Consider the following 22,155-nt stretch of genomic DNA (forward strand, 5'->3'; position numbering starts at 1 on the left):
GATTGCTTCTGCGCGAACTTCCAAGCCCGCACGGAGCACCTGCAGCATCATCGTTGCAAGCCGCCTGGCTAAGCCGTGGCGCCCGGACGATGTGTTGGGAAAAACAGTCCTGACACTCATTGCGGCCCTCACCTTGCGTCTTGATGAGGAGACTGAACCCTGGAGGGTCATCAAGGCAGAGGCAAAATGTCGATGCCGCCCATAGCTGCGGTCTATGATCTGGGCTGTGCCCGGATGCGACGGAAGACTTCATCGATGAACAGCTGGGTTGCCGTATTCCGCTCGGGCTCCGCACGAGCCAGAAGAAAGATGTCGTAGGACGGCTCAAAGTCGGTGTGCAGCAGCGGCCAGAGAGCGCCACGCTCGATCTCGGCGCTTACGACCGGCGTGGGCAGGAAACCCATGCCGACACCGCACAGGATAAGCCGCCGCGCCTCGTTCATGTCTCCGGCCAAGCCGGCCACGCGAGTGCCGAGTCGGTATCTTCGACGCAACTGCGTCACGGCTTCTATTTCATCGTCGCCCATGAGAACGAAAGGCTCGTCGGCCAGTTCTTTGGGCTGCGTGATGCGATACCCGAACAGCGGGTGGCTGCGCGCGCAGTAGAGCTGCTGACGTTCCACGAAAAGAGGCTCGTAGACGAGACTTCCGCGCACGCTGTTGTCATAGCCGATCCCGACTTCGACCTCGCCCGCTTCGAGCGCCTCCAGCACCTGGCGCCATGCGGACACGCGAATTTCGATCTGAATGTCCGGATTGCGCCGATGAAAGCTCGCTATCGCCTCGTCGAACTCGGGGGAAACTATCGCGGAGACGATCTGGATGCGGACCAGTCCCTCCACCCGCTTGATGGCCTGGGCCACCTGATGAGGCATCAGGCGCGCGGATTCGAGCATATCCTCGCACAGAGCCATCATGGCCTTGCCGGCGGCCGTCATCTCGACACCGCTCGCCGAGCGATGGAGCAGGGTGGCCCCGACATGGTCCTCAAGCCGCTTGAGCGCGGCGCTGATGCTTGGCTGCTGCTTGTTGAGCTGCCGCGCAGCCGCGCCGATGCCCCCTGCCCGCACGATATCGACGAACGTGCGCATCAGGTTCCAGTCCACCCGGCTTGCGAATTTCCGGTCGGTCGGCGGTGTGCGGTCGCTCATTCGTCTTCTGTCCATCGGCTTCGCCGGCGTGATAGAACAGAGTGCTGCCGCATAGCGAGAGAGTATCACCTCATTGCGATGCGGCGATGCACCTGCTTTTCGAGTCAGGGGTTTGGCTGCCCTGCCTTCTTCAGTTCGCCCTGCGGCCACCAGGTAAGCCTGTGGGCATCATGCGCCGTAGTCCACACGCCAGCTGGCGTGTATCGCAGGGCGCCGCTGCCTGCGGCCTTGCCGAAGCGCCCCTCTACTGCAGAGGTCCGGGCATCGATGACGGCGAATTCCTGGTCGTCCGTGGTTCGTAACCAGACCTTGCCATCACCGGTATCGATGTCCCCCCACTTCAGGTTCGCACCGACCTTCACGCGTCCCATGATCGCGAGCGTTTTCGGATCCACCCGGGCCACGGTGCCGTCACCCTGCTCCTGGACCCAGACCGCTCCCTCGCCAGCGGCAAGGAAGCCGGGCTGCGCACCCAGCGCCACGCGGCCAACGACGCGGTTGCTTCCGGGGTCAATACGCTGGAGCGACTGCCTCTCAGAACTCACCGCCCACAACGCTCCCTGGCCGAAGGCAAGGTACCAGGTGCCCGGATCCACCGCGACCTTGGCGATCACCTTGTTGGTTGCCGGGTCGATACGCGAGACCACGCCCTTGTCATCGCTGGCCACCCAGACCGAACCGGCCCCCGCCACTACGTTGAGCTCACCTTGCGGGTTGGCGATCCCGGTAGGAACAGCGGCGATGACTTTCGCGGAGCGGGTATCGACGCGCTTGACGGCCCCTTCCTTGCAGTCCGCCACCCAGAGAGACCCATCCGCAAGCGCCATGACGCCACAAGGCCGCGCCATCGGCACTTCCGCCAGCTTGCCATCGCGAGACCACCGCTCGACCCGACCTTGGTTCGTGGACCAGACGGTTTCGCCGTCTACCGCGAGAAAGTCGGCATATCCGGGCACATCGATGACCTGCTCGGCGTGAGCGGCGACAGCTCCCGTCGCTGCTGAACCGGCCAAGGCTGCAATCACCATCCACTTGCGCATGATTTCCCCCTTTGCGAGATGTCGAGCTGCTCCTCAGGCCGCACGTGCCATGAAGGCCCGCCAGCCACCCAGGCTGGTGATGTCCTCCGCCCCGTTCACAGCGCGCGGTTCGGCCACGAAGCCTTTCACGCTGCTGCCGTCTGCCAGAGTGACCGTACCGATTGCCAGGGGCGCCGGTACTTCGGCGACGAAGCTGCCGAATTCCGCCACGCCCAGTTCATAGACCTCGACCGCGATAGCGGCGCCGTCCTCACTGTGGACGAGCGCCGGCTTCGCCGGCACGCTGTCCGCCATCGCGTAGAGGCGGTAAGTCGGCGCTGTTTCGAAGGCACCGACGAATTCGGCGTCGCGCGAGGTCAGCTGCCAGTGAAGCGGCATGTCCTTGAGATGGGCGCCGACGACGGCGAGCTTAACGGTCTGCATCTTTCCCTCCAGGTCGAGTGGCGGCGGCGCGGGTAGATCCGCAACCCCAAGGTAAGCGTCGGCTGCGTCCAGCAGCGCGCGGTCGGTATCCGCTGGTCCGATCAAGGTGATCCCGAAGCCGGTGCCGTTGCTGCGAACGCCCGCAGGAACGGCAAGAGCCGCCATGTCCAGCAGATTGACGAAATTGGTGTAGAGCCCGAGATTGCTGTTCAGCGCCACAGGAGCCGCCAGCATCTCGGCGACCCGGTACGTCGTACCGGTCGTGGGGAATGCGAGAATGTCGACGGAGTGCCACATCAGGTCCGCATGGCGTTTCAGTTCGGCCATGCGGTAAATGCCGTTGAAGAGATCCACTGCGCTCATGTCGGCACCCGGTTCGACGACGGCCCGGACCGTGGGATCAACCGCGAGAGGGTTGGTCGCAAGGATTTCGGCCATGGCTGCTGTCCGCTCGGCCACCCACGGCCCGCCGTAGAGCAGTTGAGCGGCTTCCAGCAGCGGCGCCAGATCGATCTCGACGATCTCTCCCAGCGTCGCGAGATTTCGTAGAGCTTCGTCGTAGAGAAACTCGGATTCCGGATCGCCGAACCACACCCGCTGATCCCGCCGGGGCACGCCGATGCGTTTCGCCGTGACGGGACGGTCCGCCAGGGCCTTGGAATAGGGGTCCGCGACATCGAAGGCTGCCACCACCTGATCCACCAGACGAGCATCGGCGGTGTCGTCGGTGAACACAGTGATGCAGTCGATGGTGCGGCATGCCGGGACGAGGCCCCGCGTGCTCCAGCGTCCCTTCGTGGGCTTGAACCCCACAAGATGGTTGAATGCCGCCGGCACCCGGCCGGAGCCCGCCGTGTCCGTTCCGAGCGCGAAAGCCACGAGACCCGCCGCCACCGCGACCGAGGAGCCCGAGCTTGATCCCCCGCTGACGTACGCCAAGTTCGACGTATTGCGGGGAATGCCGTAGGGGCTGCGCGAGCCGTTCAGCCCGGTGGCAAACTGGTCGAGGTTGGTCTTGCCGACACACACGGCGCCTGCCGCGAGCAGGCGTTCGATCACCCCGGCGTCGGCTTCGGGCTCATAGGCGAACGCGGGACAGGCCGCCGTTGTCTCGAACCCGGCCACGTCGATGTTGTCCTTCACTGCGAAGGGAACACCCGCCAGCGGCAAGCTCTCCCCGGCTGCGAGGCGCGCATCGACCGCGCGAGCCGCTGCGAGAAGCGTATCCCTGTCCGCGCGGCTGATCCAGATCTGAGGCTGGACGGCGTCGTACGCCTCGATCCGGGCGAGCGTCTCCGCGGCGACGGCCACGGCCGTCGTGTCACCCGCGTTCACCGCAGCGGCGATGCCCTTCGCGCTCAGGCGCATGGGGGATGCAACGGCCGCACTCATGCGTTCCGCCTCAGGGCCAGCATGGGGGCGCCGGGGTGTAAAGCCTGGCCTTCCCTGATGTAGAGCGCCTCAACGGTGCCCGCCCCCGGGCTTTCCACCGAACATTCCATTTTCATTGCCTCTATGACGGCGATCCTGTCGCCGGCTTCTACAAGGTCTCCGGCGCCGACCAGCAGCCGGGTCACGCTTCCACCGTATGGCGCTTCCACCAGGTCGGAGCCCTCCGGCAGGAGGATTGCGTCGTCGGCAGGAATGTCGGCCTGCCCCGCGGCCTCCGCCTGGTCGAACTCGCCCCGGCGCTGCCAGTCGGCGCGCTCCTCGTCGAACGCCGTTTGTCGGCGCGCCTCGAACTCGGCAATTCCCTGCGCATTTTCAGCAAGGAACGCGCGGTAGTCCGCGAGCCGGAACTCCGAAGGCTCGATACGCAGCGCTTGCCGACCCGCCGGAAACTCCCTTCGCCAGTCCGCCAGTTCATCCGCACTGACCGGATAGAAGCGGATCTGGTCGAAGAAGCGCAACAGCCAGGGCTTGCCCTCGGTGAAGGCCTCGGTCTGCCGATAGGTGTTCCAAACCTGCACGGTACGCCCGAACAACTGGTAACCGCCCGGCCCTTCCATGCCGTAGATGCACATGTAAGCCCCGCCGATGCCCACCACGTTAGGCGGCGTCCAGGTTCTTGCGGGGTTGTACTTGGTGGTGACCAGACGATGGCGCGGATCTACCGGTGTCGCCACCGGGGCGCCCAGATAGACGTCGCCAAGCCCCATGACGAGGTAGTTGGCCTCGAAAATCAGGTTTTCGACAGCGGCCTGGTCGGGCATGCCGTTGATGCGGCGAATGAACTCGATGTTGTCGGGGCACCAGGGCGCGTCGTCGCGCACCGTCGCCATGTACTTCTCGATCGTCTCGATCGTCGCGGGATCCCGCCAGCTGAGAGGCAGGTGGACGATACGCGAGGGGATCGTGAAATCCTCCAGATCCCCCAGCCGCTCCTCGGCGGCGATCAGCACGGCGAGGGCCGCCTCCTGGTCCATCGCCACACCGTCGAAGTGCAACTGGAGCGACCGGATGCCGGGTACGATATCGACGATCCCCGACAAGTTCTGTCGCTCGAGTTCGGTCATCAGCGCGTGAACGCGGATGCGAAGCTCGATATCGAGGACGATCGGGCCATACTCGACCAGGATGTTGCGATCGCCCTGCTGCCGGTAGACCGTGCGGGGACGACCGGGCGTTTCCGCGATCTCAGCCAGCACCGGCGACAACGTCTTCAGCGCCCGTTCCGGCGTGGGCAGCGGTAGTGTGCCGTCCGCCACGAGACGGCGCTGCATTGCGTCGGCCGTTGCCGCGTCCGCGATGGTCACGGGCGCGAAGCGCAAGGTATCCCCGGGCGCGAGTTGGCCGATCTTCCAGCGATCCGCCGCAATCACCACGAAGGGGCATACAAAGCCGCCAAGTGACGGCCCGTCCGGACCGAGGATGATCGGCATGTCGCCTGTGAAGTCGACGGCCCCGATGGCATACGGATTGTCATGGATGTTCGACGGGTGAAGCCCTGCCTCACCGCCGTCGGTGCGCGCCCATCGCGGCTTGGGGCCGACGAGACGCACGCCGGTGCGGTTGGAATTGTAATGGACCTTCCATTCCGCCCCCAAGAATGTCTCCACGTCGTCGGGAGTGAAGAAGTCGGGCGCGCCGTGCGGGCCGTAGAGCACGCGCAGTGTCCAGTCGTTACTGACCGGAGGCAGCGCGACCGGGGGCAGCTCCGAACCCACCGGCTGACTGCCGAGATGCACCGTATCCCCTGCAAGCAGCCGCCGCGCTGCGTGTCCGCCGAACTGACCCAGCTCGAAGGTGCTGCAACTGTCCAGATACGGTGCGATATCGAGACCGCCGGCGAAGAGGATATAGCCCCGCATCCCGCCTCGGGACGCACGCCCGAGGGCCAGCGTCTGACCCGAACCGATGTCAAAGGGCGCGCCGCGTTCGACGGGAACGCCGTCAAGCGTCGCCTCAAAGTCGGCGCCCATCAGGCACACCCGAGCCGGGGCGATGAATGCCAGTGTGGGCCCGGTGACGGTGACCTCAAGACCCGCCAGCCCTTCCGGGTTGCCGAGCAGGCGATTGCCTAATCGGAAAGACTGGTCATCCATCGGCCCGGACGGAGGGACTCCGACGGCCCAGAGCTTCTGGCGCCCAGGCCAGTCCTGCACGGTCGTCGAAGTGCCGCCGCTCACTACACGGAAGGCCCGGGGCTCGTACAAAATCGTGTCCAGCACGCGTGTGGACACCTCACCGCTTACGAAGGCGGGCGAACGCACCACCTCGCGCAGCCAGCGCAGGTTGGTCTCCATCCCGTCGGCACGACTGGCGTCAAGTGCGCGCTGCGCCGCCTCCACCGCTTCGGCCCGGGTAGGGGCATGAACGATCAGCTTGGCCAGCATCGGATCGTACCAGGCGCTGACGGTGGTACCGGCCGTGCACCAGGTTTCCACACGAATGTCGGCCGGAAACTCGAGGCAGGTCAGTGTTCCCGAGGTGGGACGGTAATCCAGCGACGGGTCTTCGGCATAGAGCCGCATCTGGACCGAATGGCCCTGCGGTTCGGGCGTACCGACATCGAGGAAGCCATAGTCTCCCGCCGCTCCACGCACCATCCATTCGACCAAGTCGATGCCCATCACCGCTTCGGTGACGCCGTGCTCCACCTGGAGGCGCGTGTTCATCTCAAGGAAGAAGAATTCCTCGCGGTCGGCGTCGTAGAGGTACTCGACCGTGCCGGCGGAACGATACTGCGCCGCTTCACCCAGGCGGATGGCAGAGGCAATCAGCTCGGCGCGGACGCTGGCGGGCAGCGACGGTGCAGGTGCCTCCTCGACCACTTTCTGGTTCCGTCGCTGCAACGAGCAGTCCCGCTCTCCCAGCGCCATGACCCGGCCCTGCCCGTCGCCGAACAGTTGCACCTCGATATGGCGGGCCCTGCGGATGTAGCGTTCAAGGAAGACGCTGGCATCGCCGAAGTTGCTGAGGCCCTGGCGCGCCACCGCTTCGAAGGCATCGCGCAGCGCCACCTCGTCCTCGCAGACCCGCATGCCGATGCCGCCGCCACCTGCAGTGGCCTTCAGCATGACCGGGTATCCCACTTCCACCGCTGCGCGAACCGCTGCTTCCTCGTCGCTGAGAAGGCCGGTGCCCGGCGCGAGGGGAACGTCATGGGCCGCCGCCAGCGCTCTGGCGCTGTGCTTCAGCCCGAATGTGCGGATGTTCTGCGTCGTGGGTCCGATAAAGACGATGCCGGCTTCGGCGCAGGCTTCGGCGAACTCCACGTTTTCTGCCAGGAACCCGTAGCCCGGGTGGATTGCTCCTGCGCCGGTCCGGCGTGCAGCATCGAGGATCGCCGCGATGTTGAGATAGCTGTCGGACGCCTTGGCCCCGCCGATGCATACCGCCTCATCGGCAAGCGTCACATGGCTCGATCCTTCATCGGCCTCCGAATAGACGGCGACAGAGCGCAGCCCCATGGTGCGCAACGTGCGGATGATACGGGTGGCGATCGCGCCGCGGTTCGCGATGAGGACGGTGTCGAAGCTCATGCGGCAACGATCATGCGCACGGGGGTCGGGTTGAAGCCGTTGCATGGATTGTTCACCTGCGGGCAGTTGGAAACGACAACGATCACGTCCATCTCGGCGCGAAGATCGACCGTGAGGCCCGGCGCGGAAATCCCGTCCACGATGCCAAGCGAGCCATCCGGCTCGACCGGCACGTTCATGAAGAAGTTGATGTTGGAGACGATGTCGCGCTTGCCGCGTCCTTCCATGAGATTGGCCTCCAGGAAGTTCTCGACGCAGGCGTGCTCGGCCTTGGTGTGATGGCCGTAGCGCAAGGTGTTGGACTCGCACGAGCAGGCGCCACCAATCGTGTCGTGGTACTCCACGGACGTGGCGGCGATCGTCATCATCGGACGCCCTTCGTTTGACAGCAGTGTGGTGCCTTCCCGAAGAAACAGATTGCCCTGAGCCGCCACGGTGTCTTGCGCGCTATAGCGCTCCGCGTCGTCCGCCGCCGCATAGAGCAGGAAGTCGACGGCCTGGTTACCTTCCAGGTCGACGATGCGCAGCGTCTGCCCTGCGTCGATGTGATGCAGCCAGGGCGCGCGCGCGGGGACGACAGCATCGTGGATCACGGTGCCGGTGAGACCGGAAAGGTGGGAATCGGTGCTCATAGCCTTGGCCCTTTCAGCGGCGGAAATAGTCTTCGACGTTCTTGAAGGCGCGCAGGCCCTCTGGCGTGGCGGTGCGAACGGGATCATCCTCGCGCGTCACCGGTCCACGCCAGGCGGTGACGCGCAGGGGCGTGACCGAATAGCTCTCCCGCGGATCGAGGACGTGAGGTACGTTGGCAAGGACGACGATCACGTCCATCTCGGCGCGCAGCAGAACCGTACGACCAGCCTCGAATGGGCCGACTTCAACCGCTATGGCGCCGTCCGCCGCGATCCGTGTGCCCTTGAACAGGTTTATGCAGGGGTGGACGTCGCGCCGCCCCAGACCATGCTTCGCCGCGCCGAGGAGGAAGCGGTCACGCCCGTTCGGAAAGGCGCCGCTGTTGCGACCCTCACCATACTTGGCGGTGTTGGTTCCGGCGTTCGATGTCCCGCAGAACGTGTCGTGCGTACCCGCATCGTCCTGCAGGATACTGAACAGCACTCGCCCCATGTCCGAAAGCAGCAGCTTGCCTTGTCCAAGGTACGCGTTCCATTGCACCTTTACCGTGTCGGCGACGTTGAGCCGCTCTGCAGGCGCTTCGGCATTGAACACCAGAAGCGATGCGCAGGCGTCACCCTTCAGATCGACCAGGCGCAGGCGGGTGCCACGCGACAGCCGACGTGTGGCGTATCCACCGGCGGCCACGGTTTCCTCCCAGAGTAGGTCCTGCTCAGTCACATCACGCGGCAGATCGTCGGCATGGGGAGGCAGCACCGGCATGGCTTCGACCACGGTGCCTTCCATTGCGCGCGCATGATCACGCGCGGCAAGCGGGTTCGCTAGAATTGCGGTCATGAATTGGCTCCGATGGAGGGAAAGGGAGTGACGCCCTGGTCGTGCAGCGGCGGTAGCAGCGATGTCGTGGTCACGAGTTCCAGCTGCTGCACACCGCGCACACGACGGATGGCATCGCAAAGTTCCTTCAGCCGTATAGCCGGGCCCTGAACGAGAAGAACTTCGAGTGACTGGTCATCTTCGAGCACGACATGCTGAGAAGAGATGACTTCCTTCAAGTAGTTCGCCTGGGTCTGCGACAGCTGGTGGCGCACGCGCCCCCTTTCGCCCCTGTAGACGAGCGTGATCGTGCCGGCGAGCATCTCATCCGGGCGGATGAGGGATTCATGTTCGGCCAGCGCGTGCCGGATCAGCTCGGCGATCAGCTGCGAGCGCGACGGGAGGCCGCGTTCCGCAACCATCAGGTCCAACTGTCTGAAAAGGCCGGCGGGGAGGCTCATGCTCAGCCGTGCCAGGCCTGCGGATTCGGAGCTCATGGAAACCTCTTCTCAGTTATTACCTATTGCGTCAATAGTAATACTTGGAGGGGTGGGCTCGGTTCGGTTGCGCAGCGGAAGGTCGTAGATCGCCGTAGCGCCGAAGCGGTGCGGCGCGTGCGGATCGTGCCGGCGCTTGTCGAGGGCGAGGACGCGCGTCCCCAGCGTGAAGGCCTCCCGGATGTCGTGCGTCACCATCACGATGGTCAGCGCATACTCCTGCCACAGACCGCGTATGAGCGCGTGCATGTCAGCCCGGATGCCGGGATCGAGCGCGCCGAACGGCTCGTCCAGCAGCAGGATGCGCGGCCGCTTCACGAGAGCCTGCGCGATCGCCAGTCGTTGCTGCATTCCGCCTGACATCTGGGCGGGGTAGAGATGGAGGCTGTGCCCCAGCCCCACTGCCTCGAGCATGGCGGTTGCCTCTTCCTCGGCCTTGCGCCGCGACCGGCCGAACAGACGCGCGGTGAACGGTGATTGCGCGCATTCGAGGCCCAGCATGGTGTTGCGCAGCGCAGAGAGGTGAGGGAACACGGAATAGCGTTGGAACACCACCCCGCGGTCGGGTCCGCACTCCGGCTTCAACGGAACACCATCGAGCAGGATGCTGCCTCGGGTGGGGGCTTCCTGGCCCAGGATCAGGCGCAGGAAACTGCTCTTGCCCGCTCCCGAGGGGCCGACCACCGACACGAAGGAGCCTGCGGCTATGTCGAGGTCGAGTTTTTCGATGATGATCCGGTCGCCATATTCGACCCAGACGTCGCGGAAGCTGAGGAGCGTGCTCAATGGCGTTCTCCATGTGCCCAGGGGAACAGTCGCCGGCTCAGCACGGTGAGCGCGACATCCATGAGGATCGCAAGAAGTGCGATCCATGCGACATAAGGGATGATGACATCCATCGAGAGATAGCGTCGCACGAGAAAGATGCGGTAGCCGAGCCCTACATCCGAGGCGATCGCTTCGGCCGAGATCAGGAACACCCATGCCGGTCCCAGCGCCAGGCGAATGGCGTGGATCAGGCGCGGCATGGCCTGCGGCAGTGCAACGCGGATGATGACCTGCCAGCTGCTGGCGCCAAGCGTCTGCGCCTTGATGATCTGCTCACGCGGCAGCGAAGCGACATGAGCCGCTATGTCCCGGATCATCACCGGAGCAACGCCGATGACGATAAGGGCAACCTTGGCGGTCTCGCCCAGGCCCAGGGCGATGAAGAGGATGGGCAGCAAGGCGATCGGCGGAATAACGGCGATGCCCGTGACGAGCGGCCCGAGTGTCGCGCGCACCGGCGGCAGGGCGCCAAGAGCGATCCCGACGACTAGTGTGCAGAGCGTGGAAATGCCCAGCCCGATGCCAAGCCGCTGCAGGCTGGCGAGCGTGTCCGCCCAGAAGACCAGCTGGCCGGAGAGAGGATCCGGCTGAAACAGCAGGACGGACATACTCTCCACCATGCTGCCGGGCAGCGGCAGGATCTTGTCTAGAGGATTGGCCGCGTGGCGATTGGCTGCCATCACGAGGTAGACCAGGGCCAGGACCACGATCGGTGCGGCGCCAAGGAGCAGCCGGTCCCCTCGCCGAACTTGACGATTTACCCAACGCATTGTCATGTATCCCCTATCGGATGGGAGCCGCAGTAGCGGAGTCAGAGCTTGCCTTCGGCTGCCATCTTCATGAAGCTTTCGTCGAAGCGCAGTGTGACGCGCGCAGGGTCGCCAAGCGTTTTGCCGCCCGGGAACGCGATGCCCACTGCGTCTGCGGTTGCGGCCCCCTTGAACAGGCCCTTCGAAAAGCTGAAGTCCCGGACGCGCGTCATCGTGGTCACCAGCGCGGGGGAAGCGGTGGCCGTCACGGCTGCCTTTGGATCCGCGTAGAGGTGCGTGGTGCTCAGCTGCCGGTCGAAAGCCTCCGGTGTAGCGCCCGCAAGCTTTGCCATCGCCGCCCGCGCCTGCCGGCCCTGTTCGTCCTGTCGCGTCATCAGGGCCGTAGTCTCGTACCATATGCCCGCAAGCGCCTTGCCCAGCTTCGGGTTGGTCTTGAGAGTGGCGGTGTCGACGCAAAGAAGATCCAGGATCTCACCGGGGATATCGGCGGAACTGAAGACCTGCTTGGCCCCTGGCTGGCCCTTTATGGCGGTAAGCTGCGGATTCCAAGCAACGGCGACCTTCACGTCCGGGCTCGCGAATGCTCCCACGATGTCCGCATCTGCGGTGTTTACCGTCTTCACGTCATTGGGCGCGAGGTGAACCGTATCCAGCGCCCGCGCCAGCAGGTAGTGCGACACCGAAAGCTCGACGAGGTTGACTGGCTGTCCCTTGATGGACGCAAGGTCGCCCGCCCCCTTCATCACGATGCCGTCGTTGCCGTTGGAGTAATCGCCGACGATGATCGCACTGGTGTCCTTGCCGCCGGCTGCGGGAATGGTCAGCGCGTCCATGTTGGCGACCGTCACGCCGTCCAGCTTGCCTGCGGTGAACTGATTCACTGACTCGACATAGTCATTGACCTGAACGATGTTGATCTTGAGGCCGTACTTGTCGCCCCACTTCTTCACGATACCCGCCTGCTGAGCGTAGGGCCAGGGCATCCAGCCCGCGTAGATCGACCAACCGATGTTGAACTCGGTGCGCGGCTGCGGCGCTTGTGCGGTCTGCGAGCAGGCGGTCGTGAGCAGCGCCCCCGCAACCACTGCTACCCCGGCCATCCGACGGATAGGTGCGATCATGAATCATTCCCCTTTCGCACTGCAGCATTGCTGCGAAAGGAAGCCTTGTCCATCACAAAAATATTACTCGATCCAAATTTTGTAATACCATGCGATGCATCGGGCCGCGCAGTTCAGTAGGCGGGCGATTCTCTCGCCGGTTACCGCGCCCCGCCCGCCTGCTTGCGCGACCGCACACGACCACGTGTTCCGGGGGCGGCATGGTCGTGCAAAGGAGGCAGGAGCGCGGTCGTCGTGACCAGCTTGAGCTGGTGCACGCCTCGAATGGCTCTGAGGGCGTCGCACAGCGCCTTCAATCGCCCTGCGGGCCCTTGGACGAGCAGCACTTCCAGAGACTGATCATCCTCGAGGAAGACGTGCTGGGAGGAAATCACTTCCTTCAGATAATCAGCCTGGCTTTCCGCAAGCTGTTGGCGCACGCGCCCGCGATCACCACGATAGACAAGGGTGATGGTGCCCGCGAGCATCTCCTCCGGCCGGGTGAGCGCCTCATGTTCAGCCAGCGCATGGCGGATCAGCTCGGCCATGAGCTGCGATCGGGAAGGCAGGCCCCGCTCCTCAACCATCATATCCAATTGCCGGAACAATTCGGCAGGAAGGCTCATGCTGAGACGCGCCAGACTGGCGGAATCCGCGCTCACGCTGTGTTCCCTCTGGCCACGGTCACACTCCTCACGTCCGGCATCTCCATTCACCGGCAGGCAATCGCCGGGTGACCTGTCCGGATGACGCTGGGAGGAGAGGGGTACAGAAGTCAAGGCCGTGGACGCTTCCATGCCCGGCGATCATGCGCCGCCCCACGCCAACACGACGCCGAAGCCCTCCTGGCGCCGCTCCAGCTTCGCCCGCAAACCTTGTCGTCAACGACGAATCAGCAGGCCTACTGACATCGCCGGCGCCTGCGTGCCGTATCCGCGGGTGTTACCAATGGATCCGCTGAATGGCCGTTTTCCGCAACTTCCGCTTACAAGCCAGCAAAACGAAAGAGCTCACGATTAATACGCTTGACGAGAAACGTAATATCCATAGCGTGTACATAGTCGCCTGGCAGAGCGACGACATCGGGAGGGCATCTGCAAACAACAGGCTGGCGCGCCAGCCTGAATGGGGGTTTCGATGGAACAACTGCCACTCTCCTGTACAGCCATTCCCGAGACCGGGCGGACGGGCGAGCATGACCGCACCGTCAGCCGTGTGAAGCAGACCGTGTTCGACCTGCTGCCGCCCGCTTACCTGGTGCTGATCACCTGCTTCTGGGCCTTCGCGCCGGCGTGGTTGACCGGCGCCGCATGGACTCTCCCGGTGACCTCGCTGGTGATCACACTCAGCGTGCTGGGGCTGGAGTGGGTGAACGAACGGCATGCCGGCTGGCGCCTGAACACCCGCGAATTTCTGACTGACATGTTTTACGTAGCGCTGGGGGCTACGGCGATCGCCTGGGCTAACGCCGAACTGGCAGAAGGCCCGCTGAAGGCGCTGAAGGAGACGCTTGGCCTGACGACACCCTGGGCGATGCAACTGCCCTTCCTGGTCCAGGTCGCCATGGTGGTCCTGGTCATCGAGTTTGGCCAGTACTGGATGCACCGGCTGATGCACAACGTCACACCGCTTTGGCTGACCCATGCGCCGCATCACCACCTGACGCAGCTCAATGCCGCGAAGGGCTATGTCGGAAACCCTATCGAGTTGTTCCTGATCAGCCTCAGCGTACTGGCCCTGTTCGATCTACCCGCGACTGCAATATTCTGCGGCATCAACATTCTTGGCGCGATCTCCACCTTCGCACATGCCAATGTTCGTGCCGACCCGCCGCCGTTCTATTCGTTCTTCTTCACGACGATACGGCATCACAGCCTTCATCACTCCACCGACTACGAAAGCACCCGCTGCAATTACGCCAATTCGCTGATCCTCTTGGACCGCCTGTTCGACACATACCGCGAGGGTGAAGCGAGCGTCGTGGGCCAGGACGATCTCAGGCGCCTTTCCATCCGGGAGCAGTTCGTGTTTCCATTCCAGCCCGTCATCGCCTGGATCAGGGCGAGGCGCGTCGAAAAGGTGCCCATGGTGCGCTGAACCGGCACGATCAGCCTCATAGCACTCAACCAGAACTCAACCCCGCCCAGAAGTCGGGACGAGAGGCGAACCGGCGCAACATCCGCGAAGATGGCCGGGGCGTCATGCCAGGAAAGCGGTAGCCGCGAGCATTGGCGCAGGCAGGCCAAGGCAACCGGAACCTCAATCAAGGACAGGGAAGCACATGAGACATCGCGCGAAATTGAGGGCGGCGCTGCTGTCAGCGACGGTATTCGCAGGCACCGTCAACGCGCTGCCGGCAGTGGCACAGGACGGCGCCGACGCCATCGCTGCGGAGGGCGACGCCATCGTGGTCACGGGCACACGCCGCGCCACGACCATCATGGACACGCCCATCAACATCTCCGCGATCGGCGCCGACGAGCTCGCGCGGCAGCGGATTGACGATGTTCGTGATCTGGCCGACTTTACACCCGGCCTGACCATCTCGGACACGGGACCCGGATCGACCGGGTCCATCGTACTACGCGGTCTCAATGCATCCGACACCGGTTCGGACGGAGCGAACTACGACGACTCGCTGGGCATCTACCTTGGCGAAGTGCCACTCTACTACGATTTCAAGCTGCTTGACATCGCACGCGTGGAAACGCTGCTTGGCCCGCAAGGGACGCTCTACGGTCTCGGCACGCTGGCCGGAGCCATCCGCTACATCCCGAACCGACCGAATGTGGACGCCTTCGAAGCGGACGCACATGGCCGCCTTTACGCCAAGAGCCATTCGGACAACTTCGGCTACCAGGCCGACGGCATGATCAACATTCCCATCGTACGCGATCATGTCGCCTTCCGCTCCGCAACGGGCTACTACTACGATCCGGGATTCATCGATTACCCCCTGCTCTTGCAGACGCCGGGCGTTTCGCTGCCCCAACCGGGCGGCCTCGATGGCCCGACCCCGTCGGAATATGCCGCGAATCTGCGGCGCCGTGAGGATCTCAACTTCGAGAGGACGTTCACCACCCGCAACCAGCTGATGGCGCAGACGAGCGAGGATCTGAAGGTCATCTTCACCTACGCTTTCCAGCGCACGAAGACGGACGGTGCGCAGTCCAACAGCTATGGCGTGCTCGGAACCGGCCGCTACCAGAACGCCAGCCGCTACGAGGAGCCGGTCAACCGTCGCGCGCACCTGGCGAGCATGGAGATCAACGCGAACATCGCTGACATCGTCGATCTCGTCTCCACGAGCGCATACACCGATGTCCGCAGCCGGTCGCAGAGCGACAACACCGACCTGCTCCTCGACCTCGACTACGACTACGAGCTTTTCCCCGCCTTCTCGAGCTGGAACGAAAGCGATACCCGGCGCAAGCAGTTCAACCAGGAGGTGCGGCTCGTATCGCGGCATGGCGGCCCGTTCAGCTGGGTGCTCGGCGGCTTCTACAATGAGCAGAAGTACAAGAGCGATTATGCCGAACACACGCCCGGCCTTTCGGCGGAACTCGGCGTTCCAGATAATCCGGATGACCTTGAATACGTCAGCTACACCCGCTCCAAGATCACGGAAAAGGCGCTCTTCGGCGAAGGCACCCTGAAGGTCACGCCCGAATGGCAGGTCACGGGCGGAGCGCGCTACTTCAAGTATACCTCCAACATCGAAGGCGCCCTGGTGCTGCCGCTGCTCGGCGATCCTCTCAGCCCGTACGATGTGGAACCGGGCGGTGGCAGAGCCAAGCAGGATGGATGGGTCTGGAAGTTCAACACCTCCTACAACTTCACTCCCGACCTGATGGTATATGGTACCTACAGCAAGGGCTATCGCATCGGCGGCCCCAACAGAGTCGCGCCTTGTCCGGAACCACTTGGAGACACGCAGAACGCCTGTGCCCTGCCGAACGAACTGATGTATGGGCCGGATAAGACCCGCAACGCTGAAATCGGCGTTCGCATGCAGCTATTCGAGCGCAGGGTCTCGTTCAATTTCAACGTCTTCCACATCAAATGGGACGGGATCCAGGTGGATTCCGCCACCATCAATGGTGCGACCGGCATCACCGTGAACGGAGGATCGGCGAAATCGCAGGGCTTCGAAACGTCCTTCCAGCTGCGTCCGATACCGGAGCTGACCATCCAGGGGAGCTACTCCTACACGGATGCGAAGCTCACCGAAGACGTACCCGGCATCATCACCATCCGAACGACGCCGAACAATTACGATGGGCGTCCCAAGTTCACGCAGCTCGATGCCCTTGACGGTGACCGGCTGCCAGGATCGGCGAAGAACTCGGGCAGTCTGGGCGCGACGTACACCGTCCCGATGGGCGAAGGCAGCCTGAGCGCGAACTGGACGGCGACATATCGCGGAAACGTGTTGTCCCGTATCGGTTGGGATCGGGGCTACGGGGACAAGATCCCAAGCTACGTGCTGCACCGCGCAACGCTGGCTTATGAGACGGACCGGTACACGGTCAGCCTTTTCGCCAACAACATCTTTGACAAGTACGCGGTCGTCTCCATCGGGCAGGATCGCTCGCGCATCGGCGTGAACGATGGAGTGGCGGTACGGTTCTACCGTCAGACGGTGGTCAATCCACGCACCGTCGGCGTGGAGGCACGCATCAAGTACTGAAGGCAGCGCCGCCGCCCGGGTGGGCGGCGGCGCTTGCTAACCGCTTATGCCTTGACCCGCCAGCCACGAACGCGCCGGCTCCAGGGCGGCTTCGTAAGCGCGCCATTTCTCCAGGCCATCCCTGTTCATCGGCCGCCGCACCTGCGCCGCGCTGGGTGTGGCAACGGCCGTGCGGTTCTCATGAAACGAGAGGCATGCCTCATTCCAGTCGAGGCCGCAGTGGGCCAGCAGCCTGCGGGTTTCCCTCTCCTGATCGGCGACAAGACTCTCGTAGGACAACTGAAGCACCCGCCCGGGCCAGAGACGTTCCCACATGACCATCAACCGATCGAAGCGCGCGAAGTAGCGGGCAGTGTCCATCAGGTCGTAAGAGTAGGCGTAGTAGGCCGACTGGCTGGCGAACAGGTTTTTGTAGTTGCTCCAGATCGTGTCCATCGGATTGCGGCGCAGGCAGACTATCCGCGCTTCAGGCAGAGCCTGGGCGATGTAGCCGATGTAGAGGAAGTTTGCCGGTAGCTTGTCCGTGAAGCGCGGCCTGGTGTGCCGGCGATGGGCATCCGCGCGCACCAGGTACGCCTCGCCAAGACTGCGGTGATCGATGGCGCGGCTTGCTGCGACCGTGGCGGCATCGAGAACCCGGCGCGAAGAGGCGCCGTCGCTGTGGCGGGCGGCCAGTTCCTTGACCGCAAGAGGCATCGCCTGCAACTCACCGGCGGCCTCGACCTCCGGATGGGAGGACAGGATGCGGTCGACCAGGGTCGTCCCTGTCCGCGGCATTCCCACGATGAAGATCGCGTTCGCACCGTCGGCTCCATCAGCGGCGACCGGGGGTGATCGACTGCCGGCGAACGCCGCTTCGATGGCGTCGAAGATCGCCTCATCCTGCGCGAAGTCATAGCCTAGGGCCGATTTCTGCGCTGCATTCGCCACAGACAGGTGCCGGAAGGAGGCTGCCGTATCTCCTACATCCTCCAGTTCCTTAGCCAGCGCATAACGAATGCGCAGGGCGTTGTCCGGGGCGACCGCCGCATCGAGGGCCGAGCCCAGCCTCGCCACGTGATTGCGGTCAGCCGATTGGCGAGACAGGATGGCGAGCGCGTAATGCGCGCGCCCGTTAATCGGATCCTTGGTCAAAATGGTTTCGTAGTGGCTGCGCGCCTCGTCCACCCTTCCGGTAAATCCGCAGGCAGCGGCCAGGTTGTAGCGAAAGCTCACGTTGTGCGGATCACCCGACACCGCCGCCCGAAAGGCAGTCAGTGACGCTTCATGGTCGCCGATCCGCGCCAGGACGCAGCCAATCGTGTCACAGGTCAGCGGATCCGTCGGCAGGTTGGCCAGGGCACGGTGCGCCGCCGCAGCGGCTTCACCGTCCCGGCGCGCTAGCGAAAGCAGTTTCGCAAGCTGGGCAAGATGCTCTGATTCACCGCCCCGATCGACGGCCGCTTGCACCAGCGGAATGGCTCTGGTGATATGGCCTGCCTCCGCCGCAGCCATGCCGAGCAGGAAGAAGCCCTCCGCCTGATCGGGGCTGGCCTCCACCAGACGTCCCGCCGCTTTGATAGCGGCCTGAAGATCGCCTTGGACAAGCGCGGCGCGCGCATCCTGTACAGGCATCAGCGGAAAGGGTGCACCAAGGGCGCCACAGCAGCTACCATCGTTCCGTCATCACTCCAGAGGCTTGGCCAAAGAAGATCACAGGCATAGCCATGTGTCCAGCCTGTCAGCCCGCGCAGAAGGCGCCGCCGGGCAGCACAGGTGCAGCGGGGCAGCGTTGTCATGACCAAAGGCGCATCTCTTATCCGCCGGCATGGCACACTGTGGAGCCAAACCCTGTCCCGTAAGTTGGCTAAGTCATGAATGTCGATCTGCTTCCTCATATGTTCGCGCTCGCGGCGGCCTATGGGCTTGCGCTTCCGATTGGATGGAATCGCGAGAAGGAAGAACGAAGTGCGGGGATCCGGACCTTCCCGCTTGTCGCCCTGGCCAGTTGCGGCCTTATTCAGGCGACGGAGCGGCTGACGGCCGACGATCCGGAAGCGATGGCGCGCATCATCGAAGGCCTCATAACCGGCATGGGCTTCATCGGTGGTGGCGCGATCCTCCGGCTCAAGGATTCTGTCAGGGGGACGGCAACGGCGGCCAGCCTCTGGGTCACAGGCGCGATCGGCGTCGCTGCGGGCGTGGGATCGTTCGACGTGGCGCTGGTTCTCAGCGCGACGACGGTGATGACCTTGTGGCTCCTGACGCCCTTGAAGAAACTGACGAACGCCGATCCGAAGGACGAATGACCGCCGCTCCCGAGACCTCGACGAGAGCGACTGTCGGGGCGCGTGGTCGCCAGAGCGTCGGCGTCGCCGTGCCGGCTACGCCGCCACCGGCCCCGCTGCCTGCTTCGCCTCGAAAATGAGCGACCGCGACGGTTTGCCCCACAGGAAGCCTTGAGCTTCATTGCACCCTTCGCTGCGCAGGAGCCGCAGTTGGTCCTCGCTTTCCAGACCCTCTGCAAGAACGGGAACCTTGAGGCTCCGACCGAGAGCCAGCACTGCCTTGATGATGGCGCGTGCCTGGTGGCTCGTGTCGGATTCCATGAGGAACGACCTGTCGATCTTGATCTTGTCGAAGGGGAAGGAGTTCAAGGTATCAAGCGAGGAATACCCCGTCCCGAAGTCGTCGATAGCGATCGAGACGCCAAGGTTCTTGATCTGGCGCAGTACATGCAGGGCGCGGGGCTTATCCGAGATAAACGCCGTTTCGGTGATCTCGAGTTCCAGCCGGCTCGCGGGCAGGCCCGAATTCTCGAGTGAACTTTCAACGATGTCGAGCAGATCGGCCTGCATCAACTGGATCGGCGAGAGGTTGATGGCGACGCGGCATTGCTCGGGCCAGCGTGCTGCTTCCATGCATGCGGTCCTCAGCACCCATTCGCCGATGCGAACGATTTCTCCGCTTTCTTCAGCAATTGGAATGAAGTCTGCGGGAGAGATCCAGCCGTTGCGCGGGTGGTGCCAGCGCAGCAGGGCTTCGTAGCCGACCACCGCCTCGGTCCGAACATCCTTCTGTACCTGAAACGCCAGGCTCAACTCGTTGCGATTGATGGCGTCCCGCAGATCGTTCGCAATGATCCGTCGGGTGCGGGCAAGTTCGTCCATGCCCTGCTCATAATAGCAGACTTGTCTGCCGACCCTTTCCTTGGCGCGGTACATCGCGAGGTCGGCATTGTTGACGATCTGCTCCCGCGTCTCTCCATCCATTGGGTAGATGGCGACGCCGAGGCTGGCTCCGGGAAAGATGGTGGCGTCATCGAATTCCAGTGGTTCAGCCAGCGCCTTTTCCAGCCGCGCAACGAATTCGGAAAGCTCGCTCTCCTCAGTGTAGAACTTCAAGGCTGCGAATTCGTCGCCTCCGAAGCGGGCGACAAGCTCACCGGACTCCAGGGAATGGCTCATGCGCGTCGCCAGGGACGTCAGCACGGCATCACCCATCGCGTGGCCGTGAAGGTCATTGATTTCCTTGAAGCGGTCCAGATCGATGCCGATCACCGCCACCTGCGCGTTGTTCCGCATGGCGCGCGTCAGTTCCTGGTCGAGCCGCTCTGTGTAGCTGATCCGGTTGGGCAGGCCGGTAAGGGCATCATGAAGAGCCATGTGCGCGATGCGCTGCTCGGCTTCGCGGCGCTCCGTTATGTCGTCCAGGGTCGTGACCCAGCCGCCGCCGGGCATCGGACTGTGGGCGATCGCCAGAGTGCAGCCATCAGCCATCATCGCGATCAGCATGCCTCCGTCTGGTTCCGCGATGCACGCCCGATGACGCTCCAGAGCCTCGTCGACGGCGTCGTCCGACGGCTCCTGTGCCGTGCTGCGCTGCACGCCGCGACGAACCCACTCATCGAAGGAGAGCCCGAGCAGGTCCTCCTCCGTCGCGAAATCGAAGGTCGATGCGGCCCTTGCGTTGGCAAGGATAAGGCGCTCGTCCGCGTCGAACATGCACAGGCCCTGATGCATGTTCGACAGCGCTGCGTTCAGCTTGCGGGACATCGCCTCGAGCGACTCCTGATGCTCTTTCATCCGCGTCATGTCGCGCGTGATCTTGGCAAACCCCTGTAACCCGCCCTGCTCGTCGAATATGGCCTCGACAGTGACGTGAGCCCAGAATCGGGTGCCGTCCTTGCGGTGACGCCACCCCTCGACGTTGAACTTGCCTTCCCGCCGCGCCATTTCGATCGCCTTGGCCGGCACGCCGGCTTCGCGCTCCTCCGCTGAGTAGAAGCAGGCGACATCAAGGCCGATCGCTTCATCGCGCGAGTAGCCTTTCAGACGGGCGGCACCGGCATTCCAGGTGACCACCTTCCCGTCCTGGCTCAACATGTAGATGGCACAGTCGCTGATGCCTTCAACGAGCGCCTTGAACTCGCGCTCGCTGGCGTCGATGACGGCGCGCGTGCGTTGGCTCATCCACGCCGTGACGAGACAGAGCGTCATGATGCTGAAGGCCAGACTGGCGACCGTGACGCCAAGTTGAGTCGAAGAAAGGATCGCCGTTGCCGAGGCGTCGACCTGCTGCGGGACGACGCTCATGCCGGCCATTCCGGTGAAGTGCGTCAGCAAAATAGCCGTGACGATCAGAACGGCGCCCGCAATGGCGCTGCGTGTCGTCCGCCCGTCGACAATGAGGTAAAGGGCCGGCACGATCGGCAGCACCGCGAAGAGCATCGACGCGAGGACGAACGTGCGAGACCAGATCAGGTGCACGTTAAACTCGACGGCCAGCATTCCCATATAGTGCATGCAGACCAGGCCGATGCCGAAGACGGCTGCGGCGACAAGACGGTGCTTGAGAGCGCTTTTCCGGAGCGCCAGCGAAAAGCCCAACATGGTCGAGAGGATGGCAGTGGCCAGCGAAAGAAGCGTCGGCGCCGCCTGATAGCCAAGGGTGTAGCCGGGGTCATACCCCATCATGGCGGTGAAATGCGTTGCCCAGATACCAAAGCCGCTTGAGAAACCCGCCGCGACCAGCCAGCGGTGGCGTTCGCCTCCTTCGGCATCGCGTGCGCGACGGAGCATGGCGACTACGGTCATTGCAGCGGCGATACAGATGAACGCCGCCAACAGGACCAGCCAGTGATCATGCTCGTTCCGGACGCAGCGATAGAGCTCAAACACGTGCCATACTCCCTGAGGATGGCACGTGTTTAGCTGCAATCATTTAACAGGTTCTAACTCGCT

16 protein-coding genes are annotated in these 22,155 nt (G+C 63.7%); 3 read left to right on the forward strand and 13 right to left on the reverse strand.

What is annotated here, in order from left to right; translation table 11 throughout:
• Positions 1–212: 212 nt before the first annotated feature.
• The 11 genes from QOL62_RS11800 to QOL62_RS11850 form a co-directional block, all read right to left on the reverse strand.
• Complete coding sequence (locus QOL62_RS11800) at positions 213–1,151, reverse strand: LysR family transcriptional regulator (RefSeq protein WP_103727878.1); 939 nt, start codon at positions 1,149–1,151, stop codon at positions 213–215.
• Between the two features lie 104 nt (positions 1,152–1,255).
• Entirely contained in the window at positions 1,256–2,191 is a 936-nt protein-coding gene (locus QOL62_RS11805) for a Vgb family protein (RefSeq protein WP_283406385.1), read from the reverse strand.
• A 33-nt stretch (positions 2,192–2,224) separates the two neighbouring features.
• A complete protein-coding gene (gene atzF / locus QOL62_RS11810; RefSeq protein ID WP_283406386.1) occupies positions 2,225–4,006 on the reverse strand; it encodes an allophanate hydrolase in 1,782 nt (593 codons plus the stop codon).
• Positions 4,003–7,599: an urea carboxylase gene (gene uca / locus QOL62_RS11815; protein ID WP_283406387.1), complete on the reverse strand. Its 3,597-nt coding sequence runs from the start codon at positions 7,597–7,599 to the stop codon at positions 4,003–4,005. The genes atzF and uca overlap by 4 nt, the downstream gene beginning before the upstream one ends.
• On the reverse strand, positions 7,596–8,231 hold the full coding sequence (locus QOL62_RS11820; RefSeq protein ID WP_283406388.1) for an urea amidolyase associated protein UAAP2: 636 nt from the start codon (positions 8,229–8,231) through the stop codon (positions 7,596–7,598). The genes uca and QOL62_RS11820 overlap by 4 nt, the downstream gene beginning before the upstream one ends.
• Positions 8,232–8,244: 13 nt before the next feature.
• A complete protein-coding gene (locus QOL62_RS11825; protein ID WP_103727883.1) occupies positions 8,245–9,069 on the reverse strand; it encodes an urea amidolyase associated protein UAAP1 in 825 nt (274 codons plus the stop codon).
• Positions 9,066–9,545: a CopG family ribbon-helix-helix protein gene (locus tag QOL62_RS11830; RefSeq protein WP_103727884.1), complete on the reverse strand. Its 480-nt coding sequence runs from the start codon at positions 9,543–9,545 to the stop codon at positions 9,066–9,068. The genes QOL62_RS11825 and QOL62_RS11830 overlap by 4 nt, the downstream gene beginning before the upstream one ends.
• Before the next feature lie 12 nt (positions 9,546–9,557).
• Positions 9,558–10,331 carry an ABC transporter ATP-binding protein gene (locus QOL62_RS11835; protein ID WP_283406389.1) on the reverse strand — a complete coding sequence of 258 codons (774 nt, stop codon included), beginning with the start codon at positions 10,329–10,331 and terminating at the stop codon, positions 9,558–9,560.
• On the reverse strand, positions 10,328–11,143 hold the full coding sequence (locus QOL62_RS11840) for an ABC transporter permease (RefSeq protein ID WP_103727886.1): 816 nt from the start codon (positions 11,141–11,143) through the stop codon (positions 10,328–10,330). Before QOL62_RS11840 ends, QOL62_RS11835 begins: the two co-directional genes overlap by 4 nt.
• A gap of 41 nt (positions 11,144–11,184) precedes the next feature.
• On the reverse strand, positions 11,185–12,264 hold the full coding sequence (locus QOL62_RS11845) for a putative urea ABC transporter substrate-binding protein (protein ID WP_283406390.1): 1,080 nt from the start codon (positions 12,262–12,264) through the stop codon (positions 11,185–11,187).
• A 140-nt stretch (positions 12,265–12,404) separates the two neighbouring features.
• Positions 12,405–12,869 carry a CopG family ribbon-helix-helix protein gene (locus QOL62_RS11850; protein WP_379503084.1) on the reverse strand — a complete coding sequence of 155 codons (465 nt, stop codon included), beginning with the start codon at positions 12,867–12,869 and terminating at the stop codon, positions 12,405–12,407.
• Between the two features lie 511 nt (positions 12,870–13,380).
• Between QOL62_RS11850 and QOL62_RS11855 the strand changes: the two genes are divergently transcribed.
• Positions 13,381–14,340 (forward strand): sterol desaturase family protein, encoded by a 960-nt coding sequence (locus QOL62_RS11855; protein ID WP_283406392.1) that lies wholly within the window; start codon positions 13,381–13,383, stop codon positions 14,338–14,340.
• A 184-nt stretch (positions 14,341–14,524) separates the two neighbouring features.
• Positions 14,525–16,933 (forward strand): TonB-dependent receptor, encoded by a 2,409-nt coding sequence (locus tag QOL62_RS11860; protein ID WP_283406393.1) that lies wholly within the window; start codon positions 14,525–14,527, stop codon positions 16,931–16,933.
• 36 nt (positions 16,934–16,969) lie between these two features.
• On the opposite strand, the gene QOL62_RS11865 is transcribed toward QOL62_RS11860, so the two are convergent.
• The gene (locus tag QOL62_RS11865; protein ID WP_283406394.1) at positions 16,970–18,547 is read right to left on the reverse strand and encodes a tetratricopeptide repeat-containing sulfotransferase family protein; all 1,578 of its coding nucleotides are present in this window, start codon (positions 18,545–18,547) and stop codon (positions 16,970–16,972) included.
• Between the two features lie 239 nt (positions 18,548–18,786).
• Here QOL62_RS11865 and QOL62_RS11870 point away from each other — a divergent pair, with 239 nt between their 5' ends.
• Positions 18,787–19,221 (forward strand): MgtC/SapB family protein, encoded by a 435-nt coding sequence (locus tag QOL62_RS11870; RefSeq protein ID WP_103727891.1) that lies wholly within the window; start codon positions 18,787–18,789, stop codon positions 19,219–19,221.
• Between the two features lie 75 nt (positions 19,222–19,296).
• Here the strand turns inward: QOL62_RS11870 and QOL62_RS11875 are convergent, their stop codons facing one another.
• Complete coding sequence (locus QOL62_RS11875) at positions 19,297–22,092, reverse strand: bifunctional diguanylate cyclase/phosphodiesterase (protein ID WP_283406395.1); 2,796 nt, start codon at positions 22,090–22,092, stop codon at positions 19,297–19,299.
• Between the last annotated feature and the right edge of the window lie 63 nt (positions 22,093–22,155).

This window comes from Novosphingobium panipatense (assembly GCF_900182875.1).
In the GTDB taxonomy this organism is placed as follows: domain Bacteria; phylum Pseudomonadota; class Alphaproteobacteria; order Sphingomonadales; family Sphingomonadaceae; genus Novosphingobium; species Novosphingobium panipatense.